This is a genomic window from Vibrio sp. Vb2131, from assembly GCF_033338535.1.
Lineage (GTDB): Bacteria > Pseudomonadota > Gammaproteobacteria > Enterobacterales > Vibrionaceae > Vibrio > Vibrio alginolyticus.
On the sequence record NZ_JAWOSW010000006.1, the window covers coordinates 58,591 to 73,335 of the forward strand.

Consider the following 14,745-nt stretch of genomic DNA (forward strand, 5'->3'; position numbering starts at 1 on the left):
TATTTAGATTCAGAACGCCTAGGTATGTTGATTAGGCGCTTTCGTTAAACAATTCGCGACCAATAAGCATGCGGCGAATTTCTGAAGTGCCCGCACCGATTTCATACAGCTTGGCATCTCGCAACAAACGGCCCGTATCAAACTCGTTGATGTAGCCGTTACCGCCAAGTAGTTGAATCGCATCCAGTGCCATCTTGGTTGCCAGCTCTGCGCTGTAGAGGATCGCGCCAGCAGAATCTTTACGGGTGGTTTCACCGCGATCACAAGCGGCAGCGACGGCGTAAACATACGCTTTAGCGGCATTCATTTGTGTGTACATATCCGCGATTTTTGCTTGAACTAGCTGGAATTCACCGATGGATTTACCGAACTGTTTACGGTCGTGAATGTAAGGCACAACGATATCCATACACGCCTGCATGATGCCAAGTGGGCCGCCTGCAAGCACCACACGTTCGTAGTCGAGGCCGCTCATCAATACTTTCACGCCTTGGTTTTCTTCGCCGAGAATATTCTCCGCTGGGACTTCGCAGTTTTGGAAGACCAGCTCACACGTATTCGAGCCGCGCATGCCCAACTTGTCGAGTTTTTGTGCTTGAGTAAATCCAGGGAATCCGCGTTCCACAATAAACGCCGTGATGCCTTTGGAGTGCTGGCTTGGGTCGGTTTTTGCGTAGACAACATAGGTGTGTGCATCAGGGCCGTTTGTGATCCACATTTTGTTGCCGTTTAGCAGGAAAATATCGCCTTTACGTTCGGCTTTAAGCTGCATAGAGACCACATCAGAGCCGGCGCCGGGTTCACTCATAGCAAGGGCGCCGATATGTTCACCGGAGATGAGCTTAGGTAGGTATTTCTCTTTTTGCGCTTGTGTGCCGCTACGGTGGATTTGGTTGACGCAAAGGTTGGAGTGAGCGCCGTAACTTAACGCCACCGAAGCGGATGCTCGGCTGATTTCTTCCATAGCGATAACGTGGGCGAGATAGCCCATGCCTGCACCACCAAACTCTTCGCTGGTGGTCACACCTAAAAGACCCATGTCACCTAATTTGGACCAAAGATGGTTTGGAAAGTCGTTAGTTTGGTCGATAGATTGCGCTAGCGGCGCAATTTCTCTTGCAGCAAAACTATTGATTTGCTCGCGAAGCAAATCGGTATTTTCGTCATAAACAAAGTTCAGGGAAGAGTAGGTAGATTTCATTGCGTGTCCTTGCCTTTACGTCACCTACATCCCAGAGTTGAGGTGTTAGGTGACTTTTTCGCCTTTCATGGATCTCAGTGTGTTTTGGCATCGCAACTGCGCAGCATTTAACTCCATCATTACCGCTTGAATGTCGTTTGCTTGCTGTTGCAATGCTGCCTTCTTCTCTTCGATCAACCGAATCATATAGTTCAACTGCTCAGTACTTTGATCGGTATCGTAGAGTTCAAATAACTCTTTGATATCTGCAAGAGAAAAGCCCAATCGCTTACCTCGCAAAATCAGTTTTAGTCGAATTCGATCGCGACCATTGTAGATTCGTGTGTTGCCTTTACGTTCCGGAGTTAGGAGACCTAAATCTTCGTAGAAGCGAATGCTTCGAGTAGTAATGTCGAACTCTTTCGCGAGCTCGCTGATCTTAAATGTGTTCATTCCATAACCTTACGACTTTCGTATAACATTTACATGAATATACAATTCGTTAACGTTAAAGTAAACAAACAACATCCACTCTTGAGCCTTGATATCACTCGCGTTTACTCGAAATCAAAGAATCACTCGAACAAACAATAACCTCAAACTTGACGTTAACGTAAATGTTAGTATAGTTATGACGTAAACGTCAACAAAAGGTTAATGGAATGAAAAATGAAACATGGATTGTTGCCGCTAAGCGAACGCCTATCGGCTCTTTTCAAGGTGCATTAGCTTCAACAGATGTCACGGAACTCGGTGCGAAAGCCATTCAAGGGGCGCTAGCCGAAAGCCAACTCGATGTGCACAAAATAGACGAAGTGTTGATGGGGTGCGTTTTACCCGCCGGTGTGGGGCAAGCGCCTGCAAGACAAGCAAGTCTTAAAGCTGAAATGCCACAATCGATTGGTTGTACGACACTGAACAAAGTTTGTGGATCGGGTATGAAAACCGTCATGCTGGCATATGACCTTATTCAATCTGGCAATGCGCATGCTGTCATCGCTGGTGGCATGGAAAACATGTCGTCTTCTCCTTATCTATTAAAGAAAGCGCGTGATGGTTTCCGTTTAGGTCACGAGCAAGTGCTTGATCACATGTTTTATGACGGTTTGCAGGATGCCTACCAAGGCGAGCTGATGGGTGTCTTTGCAGAACAGACGGCGCAAAAGTATCAGTTCAGCCGTGAAAGTATGGATGCCTGGGCGCAACAGTCGTTGACTCGTGCGCAGCAAGCAATCGAACAAGGTTTGTTCAAAGAAGAGATCGTGCCTGTTAACGTAAAAAATCGACGCGGCGAAACCTTGGTTGTAGATGATGAGCAACCGAGCAAACTCGACGTCACTAAAATTCCTACCTTACGCCCTGCGTTTGCCAAAGATGGCGGCGTAACCGCAGCAAACTCTAGTTCCATTTCGGATGGTGCGTCGGCAATGATCTTAGTCGATAGTGAGTTTGGTCGTCAGGAAAACCTTCAGCCTCTAGCCAAAATTGTCGCGTACAGCACGCATGCAAGACAGCCTGATGAGTTCACCATCGCACCAGTCTTCGCGATTGAATCGCTGCTGGAAAAAACGGGCTGGGACAAATCAGACGTGGACCTTTGGGAAATCAATGAAGCTTTTGCTGTCGTGACTCAATACGCGGTGAAAGCACTCGAACTAGACGAGAGCAAAGTGAACCCGCGCGGAGGGGCTTGTGCGCTGGGGCATCCAATAGGCGCAAGTGGCAATCGAATCCTTGTCACTTTGATTCATGCGCTAAAACAAACTGGTGGTAAGCGTGGCGTTGCATCGCTTTGTATTGGCGGCGGCGAAGCTACCGCTATCGCGATTGAAATCTGCTAAATCACTCTCAACAAAGTTTCACTTACATAACAGTAGTCAGTAACAAGCTGAAAAATACAAGGATGTCATCATGACAGAACAAGTAAAGCAGTATATCGGTGGTGAATTTGCCATCTCCGATTCAAAACAATGGCTAGATGTAACCAACCCGGCAACCAACGAAGTGATTGCACAAGTACCTTGTGCCACGGAATCGGAAATGAATGCGGCGATTGCCAGCGCAACAGAAACGTTCAAACGCTGGAAAGAAGTTGCAGCGCCGGAGCGTGCTAGATTGATGTTGCGTTACCAACATTTGCTAAAAGAGCAACACGATGAGTTGGCGATACTGCTTTCAAGTGAGACAGGCAAAACCCTCGCGGATGCAAAGGGTGACATTTGGCGTGGGATTGAAGTCGTAGAACAAGCGGCAAACATTTGTAGCTCAATGATGGGCGAAACGGTTGAGAATGTCGCAACCAATATTGATGGTTACTCTTACATTCAACCGCTCGGTGTTTGTGCTGGCATCACACCGTTTAACTTCCCTGCGATGATTCCATTGTGGATGTTCCCGATGGCGATCGCTTGTGGCAACACCTTTGTTTTGAAGCCGTCAGAGCAAGTGCCACTAACGGCAATGAAACTGGCGGAGCTGTTTGAACAAGCTGGCGCACCAAAAGGCGTATTGCAAGTTGTTCACGGGACCAAAGAGCAAGTCGACCGCATTCTGACTGATCCAGTTGTTCGTGCGATCTCTTTTGTTGGCTCTGTGCCCGTTGGTGAGTACATCTACAAAACAGGTACAGACAACCTGAAACGCGTGCAGTCATTTGCAGGTGCTAAGAACCACATGGTCATCATGCCGGATGCAAACAAACAGCAAGTCATCAATAACCTAGTTGGCGCGTCAGTTGGTGCTGCAGGCCAACGCTGTATGGCTATTTCGGTTGCCGTATTTGTCGGCGAAACCAAAGAATGGATTCCAGAGCTTAAAGAGGCGTTAGCTCAGGTTCAGCCTGGCGCGTGGGATGATGAAACCGCTGGTTATGGTCCGCTGATTAGCCCTCAAGCGAAGCAGCGAGTGGTGAATCTGATTAATGAAGGCAAAGCGTCAGGCGCGAATTGTGTTCTGGACGGGACAGACTGCCAAGTGCCTGGCTTTCCGAACGGTAACTGGGTGGGGCCAACACTGTTTACCAACGTGACCACAGACATGTCGATTTATCAGGAAGAAATTTTCGGGCCTGTGCTGTTAACTATGGAAGTGGATGACCTAGATGAAGCGATTGAACTGATCAATGCAAACCGCTTTGGTAATGGTACGTCTATTTTTACGGCGAACGGCGCTGCCGCGAGAAAGTATCAACACAATATCGAAGTAGGTAACGTAGGCATCAACGTGCCGATTCCGGTGCCATTGCCATTTTTCTCATTTACTGGGTGGAAAGGCAGCTTCTACGGCGACCTGCATGCTTACGGTAAACAAGCGGTTCGCTTCTACACCGAGACGAAAACTGTCACCGCGCGTTGGTTTGAAGATGACATTCCAAGCGGTCCAAACATGACTATTCAACTTAGCTAATTACTGGATTAGCGACACCTCTAGCCAAGCCCTTCATCCTTTTAGAGGGCTTGGCTCGGATACAAATGCAACGAATTAGACCTTAGGACTTCAAGATGGATTTTGAATTAAACGAAGATCAACTCGCGTTTGCCGAAGTAGCAAAGCAGTTTGCAGACCAAATGTTAGCGCCGCACGCGGCCGAGTGGGATGAAAACCATCACTTCCCTAAAGATGTACTGCGTCAGGCGGGTGAGCTGGGCTTTTTGAGTATCTACACGCCACCAGAGCACGGTGGCTTGGGGTTATCTCGTTTGGATGCGGCGATCATTTTCGAGCAGTTGGCTATGGGTTGTACCGCGACTACTGCGTTTATGACCATTCACAACATGGCGACGTGGATGATCACCAGCTTTGCCAAAGCCGAAGTGGCGCAGCAATTTAGCGCGGATCTAATTTCGGGTGAAAAGCTCGCTTCCTACTGTTTAACCGAACCTAATGCCGGCTCTGACGCCGCTTCTCTAACGACTAGCGCAGTGCGTGATGGCGATGAGTTTGTTCTCAATGGCGCAAAAGTGTTTATCTCGGGTGCCGGTGATACAGATGTATTAGTCGTGATGGCGCGTTCCTGTGGTGAAGGAGCGAGTGGCGTTTCTGCATTCGTTGTTCCTGCTGATTGCGAAGGCATTAGCTACGGTAAAAAAGAAGCCAAAATGGGTTGGAACTGCCAGCCAACTCGCATGATTACCTTCGAAAATGTCCGCATTCCGGCTGACTATCTGTTGGGTGAAGAGGGAGAAGGCTTTAAGTTCGCCATGCTTGGTCTGGATGGCGGTCGAATCAATATCGCCACTTGTTCCGTCGGTACTGCGCAACAAGCACTGAACGAAGCCAAACAATACATGACCGAACGCAAACAGTTCGGCCGTTCACTGGCGCAATTTCAAGCGTTGCAGTTCAAGCTTGCTGATATGGCGACTGAGCTGGTCGCTGCGCGTCAAATGGTGCGACTCGCTGCCGCTAAACTCGATGCCCAGCACGCAGAAAAAAGTGCGTACTGTGCCATGGCAAAACGCTTTGCTACTGATGTGGGCTTTAAAGTCTGCGATCAGGCGCTGCAAATTCACGGTGGCTATGGCTACATAAAAGAATATCCAGTCGAGCGCCATTTCCGAGACGTTCGTGTTCACCAAATTCTTGAAGGTACCAACGAAATCATGCGTCTGATCGTCGCAAGACGATTACTAACGGAAGGCGTTGAGCTGCTTTAGTCAGCGAGACACAGCCTTACCTAAAGAAATTAAAAAGGACTGAAAGATTATGACGGCACAAATCAAACTAGAGCGCGAAGCGCATATTGCCAAGCTCACGATTAGTAATCCGCCAGCGAACACTTGGACGCTTGAGTCTTTGAATCAGCTAAAAGAGTTGGCGATTGAACTCAGTAATGATCGCTCTATTTATGCGTTGGTTTTAACAGGCGAAGGCGAGAAATTCTTTTCTGCTGGAGCAGATCTTAATAACTTTGCATCGGGTGATAAATCACAAGCAGCAGACATGGCGTTCGCATTTGGTGAAGCGTTTGAAGCGCTTTCTGCATTCGATGGGGTTTCTATCGCAGCGATTAATGGCTATGCGATGGGCGGCGGTCTGGAAGTGGCGATGGCGTGTGACATTCGTATCGCAGAAGAACAAGTACAAATGGCACTTCCTGAAGCATCAGTAGGTTTGTTGCCGTGTGCGGGTGGGACGCAAAACCTGACCGCGTTGGTAGGTGAAGGTTGGGCGAAGCGTATGATCCTGTGTGGCGAGCGTGTGACGGCCGAGCGAGCGGAAAAAATTGGGTTAGTCGAAGAGGTGGTGGCGAAAGGTCAAGCACTCGAAGCGGCTATGGAGCTAGCACAGCGTGTTGCAGGTCAATCACCGAAATCTGTGTCTGCGTGCAAAACGCTCATTCAAGGTCGACGCAGCCAAACTCATGCGGCTGGATTGGTTTTGGAGCGTGAACTGTTTTTACAGCTGTTCAATACACAAGATCAGACTGAGGGTGTGAATGCGTTTTTGCAAAAGCGCAAACCACAATGGACAAACAGCTAGCGGAGGCCAAATGACAGGTACAGTAAATGTTTCAAAACTTAAGTGCGCTGATGGCTCTGTTATTGGTGTGCTGGAGCTTGATAATCCAGCTGCTCTCAACGCGTTGAGTTACGTGATGATTGAGAAGTTGTACAAACAGCTTAGTGAATGGCAAACGGACGACAGCGTCGTCGCGGTATTCTTGCATGCTCAAGGTGAAAAAGCGTTTTGTGCTGGTGGCGATATTCAAGCGATCTACCGTGCACTTGAAAACAAAGAGCAAGATTTTGATTCTGCGTTTTCAGCGATGGAAACCTTCTTTGACCTCGAATATCGCTGTGATCATCTTATTCATACTTATCCAAAACCGATCATCGCGTGGGGACATGGTTATTTGATGGGCGGGGGAGTTGGCCTGTTTATGGGCGCAAGTCATCGCGTAGCAGAAACCACCACCCGCTTTGCAATGCCAGAGATTAAAATTGGACTTTACCCAGATGTAGGCGCGACGTACTTCCTAAACCAGTTGCCAAAACATTTGGCACTGTTCTTAAGTTTGACGGCTTGTCAAATTAACGCAACAGATATGAAAGCGTTGGGGTTAAGCCAATGGATTACACAGCCAGAAAACAAGCAAGTGCTGCTGGATCTGCTGGCATCGGTAAGTTGGCAAGATGAAGCAAACATTAATGAAAAAATCGCCACTATGCTGCGTTCGGTACAAGTTGATGAGCCAACCGAAGGGATGTTGATGCCCTATGCGGAATTGATTGAGCAGTTATGTTCGGGTGACTTAGCGTCAATTGTTGATGCAATCAGCCGTGCTAACGTTGATAACAAGTGGTTCGTCAATGCGCAGAAGTCACTGAACTATGGCAGTCCGCTGTCGCTCAGTATCACTTATCAGCAGTTAACGCAGTATCAAAACCTCTCTTTGAAAGCGTGTTTTGATATGGAATTTAACCTAACACTACGTTGTGGCTTAGAAGGTGATTTTAGAGAAGGGGTTCGTGCGCTGATTATTGATAAAACCAATCAACCGACTTGGCAACATCGCACGGTTTCTGACGTAACGCCACAAGTTTTGGAGCGCTTCTTCTCGCCAATTGACTCAGCAGAATACCCACTGACCGCATCGTCGGTAGCTATAGCGGCACTTTAGTACAAGGAAGAAATACGATATGGACAAAATTGCATTTATTGGCCTTGGTAACATGGGTGCGCCTATGGCTAAGAATCTACTCAAAGCGGGCTTGAACGTCGAAGTATTTGATTTGAACCCAAACGCAGTTGAGGAGTTGACCGCATTGGGCGCTTCAAGTGCCGATTCCGTTCAGCAGGCAGTACAAGGTGTTGACGTGGTTGTCACTATGCTGCCAGCGAGCCAACACGTTCAAAGCGTTTATCTTGGTCAAGATGGCATCTTAGATAGCGTCGAATCAGGTACCTTGCTGATTGATTCTTCCACCATCGATCCGGCGATTGCTCGTTTGGTTGGCGAAAAAGCATCGCAACTTGGTATCAGTTTTGTTGATGCACCAGTATCTGGTGGCGTTGCGGGCGCAGCAGCAGGTACGTTAACTTTCATTGTTGGCGGCTCACAAGAGAACTTTGTTCAAGCCAAAGCGGTGCTTAGCCACATGGGTAAAAACATCTTCCATGCAGGCGATGCTGGAGCTGGTCAGGTGGCGAAGATCTGCAATAACATGATGTTGGGCATTTTGATGAGCGGCACCTGTGAAGCACTCAATTTAGGGATGGAAAACGGACTCGATCCCAAAGTGCTTTCCGACATCATGTTGCAAAGTTCAGGACGTAACTGGGCGCTAGAGCTTTATAACCCTTGTCCAGGAGTGATGGAAAATACGCCTGCAAGCAATGGTTATCAAGGCGGCTTTATGAGCCAGTTAATGGCTAAAGATCTGGGTCTTGCGATGGAAGCGGCGGTTGCCTGTCAAACATCAACGCCAATGGGCAGCTTGGCTCGTAATCTGTTTAATTTTCACAACGGTCAGGGCAACGGGCAAAAAGATTTTTCAAGCTTGTTTGAGTTCTACCAAAAGCAAAATCAGGCCTAAGGAGCGCTTATGGAGTTAGCAAATAAGGTCATTGCGATCACGGGGGCAGGGCAGGGGCTGGGTAAACAAATGGCACTGTCACTGGCGGAAAATGGCGTTCATCTTGCGCTTATCGACCTCAATTCAGAGCAACTGGCTGAAACGAAAGCGGAATGTAAATCTCTCGGCGTTACCGCTCGTTTTTATGTGACGAACGTGACTGACGAACAGCAGGTGTGCACTGCTTTTGAGCAAATTGAGGCAGATTTCAAGCAGCTCAATGGCGTTATCAATAACGCAGGTATTATGCGTGATGGTATGTTCATTAAAGTCAAAGATGGTCAGGTTAACACGATGTCGCTGGAACAATTTCAGTCTGTTCTAGATGTGAATGTAACAGGCACTTTCCTGTGTGGCCGTGAAGCGAGCAAGGTAATGCTGAACACCGATAGCAAAGGGGTTCTGATCAACATATCCAGCGTTGCGCGTGCCGGGAATATTGGTCAAACCAACTATTCAGCATCTAAAGCGGCGGTAGCCACCATGGCAACGGTGTGGGCGAAAGAGTTAGGGCGTTTCGGAATTCGCTCAGTGGCCATTGCTCCGGGTGTCATCAAAACTGCCATGACAGACCAAATAAAACCTGAAGCGATGGAACGTTTAATCGGAATGATTCCGGTTGGACGTTTAGGTTTGGCGGATGAAATTGCATCGACCATAAAATACGTGTTAACCAACGAATTCGTGACCGGACGAGTGTTCGAAGTCGATGGCGGAATGCGAATGTAACCCCCTCTGCAACATAAAAAAAGGGGAGCGAGTTTGATTGTCCGCTTCCTTCCACTTTCTTCTTTCTTTTATTGCTTCTATCTGAAAAATGTATTGGATGCATGGTCGACTGCTATCTCATCGAACGGTATAAAAATTGATTCTATTTCTAATGTGAATGGTTAGTTCTATATTGCTTGTCATGTAAATGTATCAACTCACAACTAAGACGATCTTTTGTCTCACTAACGAGATCATTATTCTTGGTGTGTAAAAAACACTCTCATTGGTTGTATTGTGACCGAAAACTATTTCGGCATCTAAAGATGGTGATTTATTATTCAGCGCAAAATACATGGGAATATGAGGCTGACTGAATAACCTTCAGTTGTCTTAATAATAAATAATCAGAATTCTCAATTACACTGAAGTAACTACCCATTAGGGAAGAGCAATAATGTCACTATTTCATTCGCTTAGGACGATGCCGCTATTATTGGGGTGTCTGTGTTTTTCTGTTCAGGCCTCCACAGAAAAGGTGGAACAGGAAGGTAAGTTTTTACAGTCGTTAGAAGGCATCGAAAATCAAATTTACGCATTACCTCAGAGTTCTTTAGCTTTGATTGAAGCGTTAGAAGAAGAGTCTTTGCTACAAAACCAACCAACAGCGCTGTTGGTGCGTTACTGGCTTGCCAAGGCCACGGTTTTAGAGCTGCTAGGGCGCGTAGAAGAGAGTCAGAGTGTCGTTCAAAAAGGATTGGAGCTTGTGCGTCCACAGAGCCATGAGTATCTCCTGTTTAAGTTGATTCAGATGCGAACTATGGTTGGAAAGAGCGATATCGATACCGCGCTTTCTGCGTTGGATAGCTTGTTGGAAACATCGCGTGAGAATGGTGATAAGCAACTTGAATCAGAAATCCTGTTGCTAAAAGGACGCTATTACGATGAGCAAGGTGAGTTTAAAAAATCTTATGCTGCACTTATGTCGTCCATGGATGCGGCTGAATCTTCAGGTGTTCACGGGCTGGTCGAACGTGCAGCACTAGAGCTAGGTGACGTACTTGTCAAAATTCAGGGTTACGACCGATCTGAGGCGCTTTTGGAACAAGCATATCGCTATTTTAGGGATAGGCGTATGTCGTTCAATGAGTTGTTGAGCGTTTTGACGATAGCGAAACTTCATAAAGCACAGTTCCAATACGAAGAGGCGATAGCGTCATATCAGCGAGCGTTAAAGCTGGCTCAAATTATCGGTGATGGACGCTTTAGATTTCGAGTTAACCTTGAACTTGCAGCTTTATATCGTGAGACGAATCAAGAAAAGAAGATGGTTAACCACTTGAAGCTGGCGGAGAATTTACAGTACAGAGAAACGTCTAGCGCGTATTTGGCAACATTTAAGTTGTTACAAGCCGAATATATGTTAGAGCAGCAGCAATTTGAAATACTTTTAGCGATGATCGCGCCAATGCTGCCGGAGATTATAGAGAGTCGATACGTCAAGCAACAGCAAATGGAGCTACTAAAAGTCGCCGCTATGGCCTATGCGGGAAGCAATGACTTTAAACTAGCATTCGAAACTTACGGTAACTATCACGATAAATTTATCCAATTTAGCAATCAAAGAGAAGTTGAAAATCTTGAGCGCCAGCAGACGTTATTTGAGTTGGAACGACTTGAATATGAGAACGAAGATCTCAACTGGAACAATGTTTTGCAGCGTATGGAGCTAGAAAATAACCGTCGTACTTTTTACTTATTGGGTGAAGCGCTACTTGCGCTCATCGGTGTTCTATTTTTGATGGCGGTAGTATTTCTCGTCGTCAATCGCTCGCGTTTGAGAATGCGTCGCCTCGCAAAGACAGACACATTGACAGGGTTGTTCAATCGCCGTTTTTTAGAGGACTGGTTCACTAAGCCAGTAGAAGTGAGGCGTGAGCGAAAAGAGAAACCGGTACCTCAATCTAAGCAAGAAAAGATACAACACTTTGTTTATGAGCAAGTCGAGCAAGTTAAGTACGGTTATCTAGCTTTAAATAAATGGGTAGATAGCAAACTCGATAAACAGAAAATGGTGCCAAATAAACCACAATCGGGGCCAGTAACTTTAGCGTTAATCGATGTGGATTATTTCAAGCAGGTAAATGATACCTATGGGCATGTGTTTGGAGATACCGTACTAACGGGCGTTGCCAAAGTGTTGGAGGAAACTGTACGTGAGAACGACATTGTTGCTCGCTTTGGTGGGGAGTTTGTTGTTGTTATGCCCAATACAGACCATAAAAACGCCCTTATTACTGCAGAACGTTTACGTAGCGCTTTATCCCTACATGGCTTTGTTACGGAACAGAAAGAAGAAGTGAGAGTGACCTGTAGTTTTGGAGTCGTTACCACTGAAGATAATGAGATGAGTTTTAAATCACTTTGCGATCAGGCCGATAAATTGCTTTATCAAGCGAAAGCGAACGGACGCAACTGCGTGAAAGGTCGCTCGCTAGCGTAACAGAAATCAAGAGTTCAGGCTCATCGCACGATGAATCTGAACTTATCCCTCCCATTTACTTTGATAGCCAAGTGACTTAGAGATCCTTGCTTCGAATATAAAACGCTGAATCTAACATCTTAAAGTCACTTGGCTATATTACTTAAAAATGGCTTAAGGATATCGAATCGCATATTCATGGCGTTCAATATAACCTCTCTCTTTGCCTTCTTCACCTTCAAAGTGCGAATGCCACTTGTGTCTACAAAACTATAACAAACTAGTGTGTCTATTCTTTGTACAAATAAACCGTGTACAGGTGAAATGATTAGTGGTCGATATAAATTTTTTGTGGCACAGATTTTTGTTGTTCAAAAATCAACTCGTTCATAATCGTTTTAAAAATAGATTAATAGTTAAATATTTGATTTTGTTTGTCTTATTTGTTTTTTCTTAAACTAAAATCTAGTTATCCCGACAAGTTCTTGCCGAGCAATTTTTCGTACACCCTCAACTTTTCATCCTTTTTTACTAACATTTTTCTTTAAAAATAATTTGAGTTCGAATTAATTTTCAGGCATTTTATATTTAACTAACCGTTCAATTAAAAATAACAGGGACGCAAAATGCCAAAGGTGGGGATGCCTGAAATCAGAAAACCGCAGCTTGTGAAAGCGACAATGTCAGTGATTGATAGAGTCGGTTTACACGCGGCGAGTATTTCGTTAATCAGCAAAGAAGCCGGTGTATCAACGGGGATTATCAACCACTATTTCGGTGGTAAGCACGGATTGCTGGAGGAAACGATGCGCGAAATCTTGCGTCAGCTTTCGTCCACTATCACACAGAAGTTACGTGAGCTGCCAAGTGATGCTCATCACCAAAGAATTAATGCCATCATTGACGGTAACTTTGTCGGCTATCAGGCAGAAAACCAAGTTGCTAAGACTTGGCTGGCGTTTTGGTCGTACTCAATGCATGACGAGCAGCTCAAGCGTTTACAGCGTGTCAACGAACGACGTCTATTGTCCCACCTAAGAAAAGAACTCAAAGCATTATTAAATGCAGAGCAGGCTGAATTGGTTGCTCATGGTATTGCATCACTTATTGATGGAATTTGGCTGCGCGGAACGCTCAACCCGCAAGGCATTGATGCAGAAAGAGCGAGAATCATCATCAACGATTATCTCGAAAAACAACTTACGTTTTATTCTGAAAAAATATAATAGTTACAGGTCTTCAAAATGGAAATGAAAGCACACTATATCAATGGTGCGATGTACGACGGGTGTTCAGATGAACACTTCACCACTTACAATCCGGCGAATGGTGAGCCATTGGCCAACATTAAACAAGCGAACCAAGACGATCTTCAAGCAGCGATTGAATCGGCAAAAAAAGGTTTTGCTGCATGGTCGGCGATGACTGCGATTGAGCGCAGCCGTATTTTACACAAAGCCGTTGCCATTTTACGTGAGCGTAATGACGAGCTGGCTGCATTGGAAGTGGCAGATACTGGTAAGCCCATTCAAGAAGCTATCGCGGTTGATGTCACAACAGGTGCCGATGTTCTTGAGTACTACGCTGGCCTTGCTCCAAGTCTACAAGGTGAACAGCAGCCACTCAGCGACGATCAGTTTTTCTATACACGTCGTGAGCCATTGGGCATTTGCGCGGGTATTGGCGCTTGGAATTATCCAATTCAAATTGCGATGTGGAAATCGGCGCCAGCACTGGCTGCGGGCAACGCAATGATCTTCAAGCCATCAGAAGAAACACCATTAACGGCGCTTAAGCTCGCCGAAATTTATTCAGAAGCGGGCATGCCAGATGGCGTATTTAATGTCGTGCAAGGGGATTACCGAGTAGGACAGATGCTAACGGCGCATCCTGATATCGCAAAAGTGTCATTCACGGGTGAGTCAGGCACCGGTAAAGTCGTCATGAGTGACAGCGCTAAGACACTAAAACAAGTAACGATGGAGCTTGGTGGTAAGTCTCCACTGATTATTTTTGATGATGCGAAGTTAAACGATGCCGTTTCTGCGGCCATGGTGGCGAACTTCTACACCCAAGGTGAAGTTTGTACGCACGGTACACGCGTATTTGTCCATGAAGGTATTTATGACGACTTTATCGCACAACTTAAAGCCCGAACCGAGCTGTTAGTCGTCGGCGATCCGCTTGATGAGAACACGCAGATTGGCGCGCTAATCTCTAAAGATCATGAATCGAAAGTTTTAGGAGCGATTGAAGCCGCGAAAGCGAGTGGCGCGACGTTACTGACTGGCGGCTACAAAGTAACAGACAATGGCCTAGCCAATGGTAACTTTGTTGCTCCAACCGTATTTGTCGATTGCGATGATGACATGAGCCACGTTCAACAAGAAATCTTTGGCCCGGTAATGTCAGTTCTGAAATTCCGCGATGAGTCGGAAGTGATTGCGCGTGCAAATGGCACCGATTATGGCTTAGCGGCAGGTGTATTTACTCAAAACCTATCTCGTGCGCACCGTGTGATCCATCAAATTCAAGCGGGTATTTGTTGGGTGAACACATGGGGTGACTCACCTGCGGAAATGCCAGTTGGCGGCTACAAGCAATCAGGTGTTGGCCGTGAAAACGGAGTCGAAACCCTTAAACATTACACACAAACGAAGAGTGTTCTGGTTCAGCTAAGCGACTTCGAAAGCCCTTACAAATGATACTACTCATAGTAGATAACTGACCACTTTAGCTTGTTAAAATGCTCGATAACTACGTTGTCAATTTTGATTGTAGGTTAACTACTTATCAAA

General features: G+C 46.2%; 12 protein-coding genes. 10 read left to right on the plus strand and 2 right to left on the minus strand.

What is annotated here, in order from left to right; genetic code table 11:
* Positions 1-31 precede the first annotated feature (31 nt).
* Entirely contained in the window at positions 32-1,201 is a 1,170-nt protein-coding gene (locus tag R7E38_RS09075; protein ID WP_226083182.1) for an isovaleryl-CoA dehydrogenase, read from the minus strand.
* Between the two features lie 45 nt (positions 1,202-1,246).
* Positions 1,247-1,633 (minus strand): MerR family transcriptional regulator, encoded by a 387-nt coding sequence (locus tag R7E38_RS09080; RefSeq protein WP_005373242.1) that lies wholly within the window; start codon positions 1,631-1,633, stop codon positions 1,247-1,249.
* Positions 1,634-1,842: 209 nt separating this feature from the next.
* Here R7E38_RS09080 and R7E38_RS09085 point away from each other — a divergent pair, with 209 nt between their 5' ends.
* The 10 genes from R7E38_RS09085 (at position 1,843) to betB (ending at position 14,652) form a co-directional block, all read left to right on the plus strand.
* Positions 1,843-3,021, plus strand: a complete 1,179-nt coding sequence (locus R7E38_RS09085) for a thiolase family protein (protein ID WP_226083179.1) — start codon at positions 1,843-1,845, stop codon at positions 3,019-3,021.
* 70 nt (positions 3,022-3,091) lie between these two features.
* Positions 3,092-4,585, plus strand: coding sequence for a CoA-acylating methylmalonate-semialdehyde dehydrogenase (locus R7E38_RS09090; protein WP_053304725.1), 1,494 nt, complete (start codon positions 3,092-3,094; stop codon positions 4,583-4,585).
* 95 nt (positions 4,586-4,680) lie between these two features.
* Complete coding sequence (locus R7E38_RS09095) at positions 4,681-5,835, plus strand: acyl-CoA dehydrogenase family protein (protein WP_017820335.1); 1,155 nt, start codon at positions 4,681-4,683, stop codon at positions 5,833-5,835.
* Between the two features lie 49 nt (positions 5,836-5,884).
* Entirely contained in the window at positions 5,885-6,661 is a 777-nt protein-coding gene (locus tag R7E38_RS09100) for an enoyl-CoA hydratase (protein ID WP_005382662.1), read from the plus strand.
* Positions 6,662-6,671: 10 nt separating this feature from the next.
* On the plus strand, positions 6,672-7,802 hold the full coding sequence (locus R7E38_RS09105) for an enoyl-CoA hydratase/isomerase family protein (protein WP_064376640.1): 1,131 nt from the start codon (positions 6,672-6,674) through the stop codon (positions 7,800-7,802).
* A 19-nt stretch (positions 7,803-7,821) separates the two neighbouring features.
* A complete protein-coding gene (gene mmsB / locus R7E38_RS09110; protein ID WP_213971763.1) occupies positions 7,822-8,718 on the plus strand; it encodes a 3-hydroxyisobutyrate dehydrogenase in 897 nt (298 codons plus the stop codon).
* Positions 8,719-8,727: 9 nt separating this feature from the next.
* Positions 8,728-9,486 (plus strand): SDR family oxidoreductase, encoded by a 759-nt coding sequence (locus R7E38_RS09115; protein ID WP_213971764.1) that lies wholly within the window; start codon positions 8,728-8,730, stop codon positions 9,484-9,486.
* A 463-nt stretch (positions 9,487-9,949) separates the two neighbouring features.
* Complete coding sequence (locus R7E38_RS09120; RefSeq protein WP_411978673.1) at positions 9,950-11,968, plus strand: diguanylate cyclase; 2,019 nt, start codon at positions 9,950-9,952, stop codon at positions 11,966-11,968.
* Positions 11,969-12,573: 605 nt separating this feature from the next.
* Positions 12,574-13,173, plus strand: coding sequence for a transcriptional regulator BetI (betI, locus tag R7E38_RS09125; protein ID WP_017820329.1), 600 nt, complete (start codon positions 12,574-12,576; stop codon positions 13,171-13,173).
* Positions 13,174-13,191: 18 nt separating this feature from the next.
* Positions 13,192-14,652 (plus strand): betaine-aldehyde dehydrogenase, encoded by a 1,461-nt coding sequence (betB, locus tag R7E38_RS09130; RefSeq protein WP_025767886.1) that lies wholly within the window; start codon positions 13,192-13,194, stop codon positions 14,650-14,652.
* Positions 14,653-14,745: the final 93 nt, after the last annotated feature.

Bases quoted from the DNA above. Each gene is read 5' to 3' on its own strand.
- R7E38_RS09075 (WP_226083182.1), bottom strand. From the start codon at position 1,201: ATGAAATCTACCTACTCTTCCCTGAACTTTGTTTATGACGAAAATACC.
- R7E38_RS09080 (WP_005373242.1), bottom strand. From the start codon at position 1,633: ATGAACACATTTAAGATCAGCGAGCTCGCGAAAGAGTTCGACATTACT.
- R7E38_RS09085 (WP_226083179.1), top strand. From the start codon at position 1,843: ATGAAAAATGAAACATGGATTGTTGCCGCTAAGCGAACGCCTATCGGC.
- R7E38_RS09090 (WP_053304725.1), top strand. From the start codon at position 3,092: ATGACAGAACAAGTAAAGCAGTATATCGGTGGTGAATTTGCCATCTCC.
- R7E38_RS09095 (WP_017820335.1), top strand. From the start codon at position 4,681: ATGGATTTTGAATTAAACGAAGATCAACTCGCGTTTGCCGAAGTAGCA.
- R7E38_RS09100 (WP_005382662.1), top strand. From the start codon at position 5,885: ATGACGGCACAAATCAAACTAGAGCGCGAAGCGCATATTGCCAAGCTC.
- R7E38_RS09105 (WP_064376640.1), top strand. From the start codon at position 6,672: ATGACAGGTACAGTAAATGTTTCAAAACTTAAGTGCGCTGATGGCTCT.
- mmsB (WP_213971763.1), top strand. From the start codon at position 7,822: ATGGACAAAATTGCATTTATTGGCCTTGGTAACATGGGTGCGCCTATG.
- R7E38_RS09115 (WP_213971764.1), top strand. From the start codon at position 8,728: ATGGAGTTAGCAAATAAGGTCATTGCGATCACGGGGGCAGGGCAGGGG.
- R7E38_RS09120 (WP_411978673.1), top strand. From the start codon at position 9,950: ATGCCGCTATTATTGGGGTGTCTGTGTTTTTCTGTTCAGGCCTCCACA.
- betI (WP_017820329.1), top strand. From the start codon at position 12,574: ATGCCAAAGGTGGGGATGCCTGAAATCAGAAAACCGCAGCTTGTGAAA.
- betB (WP_025767886.1), top strand. From the start codon at position 13,192: ATGGAAATGAAAGCACACTATATCAATGGTGCGATGTACGACGGGTGT.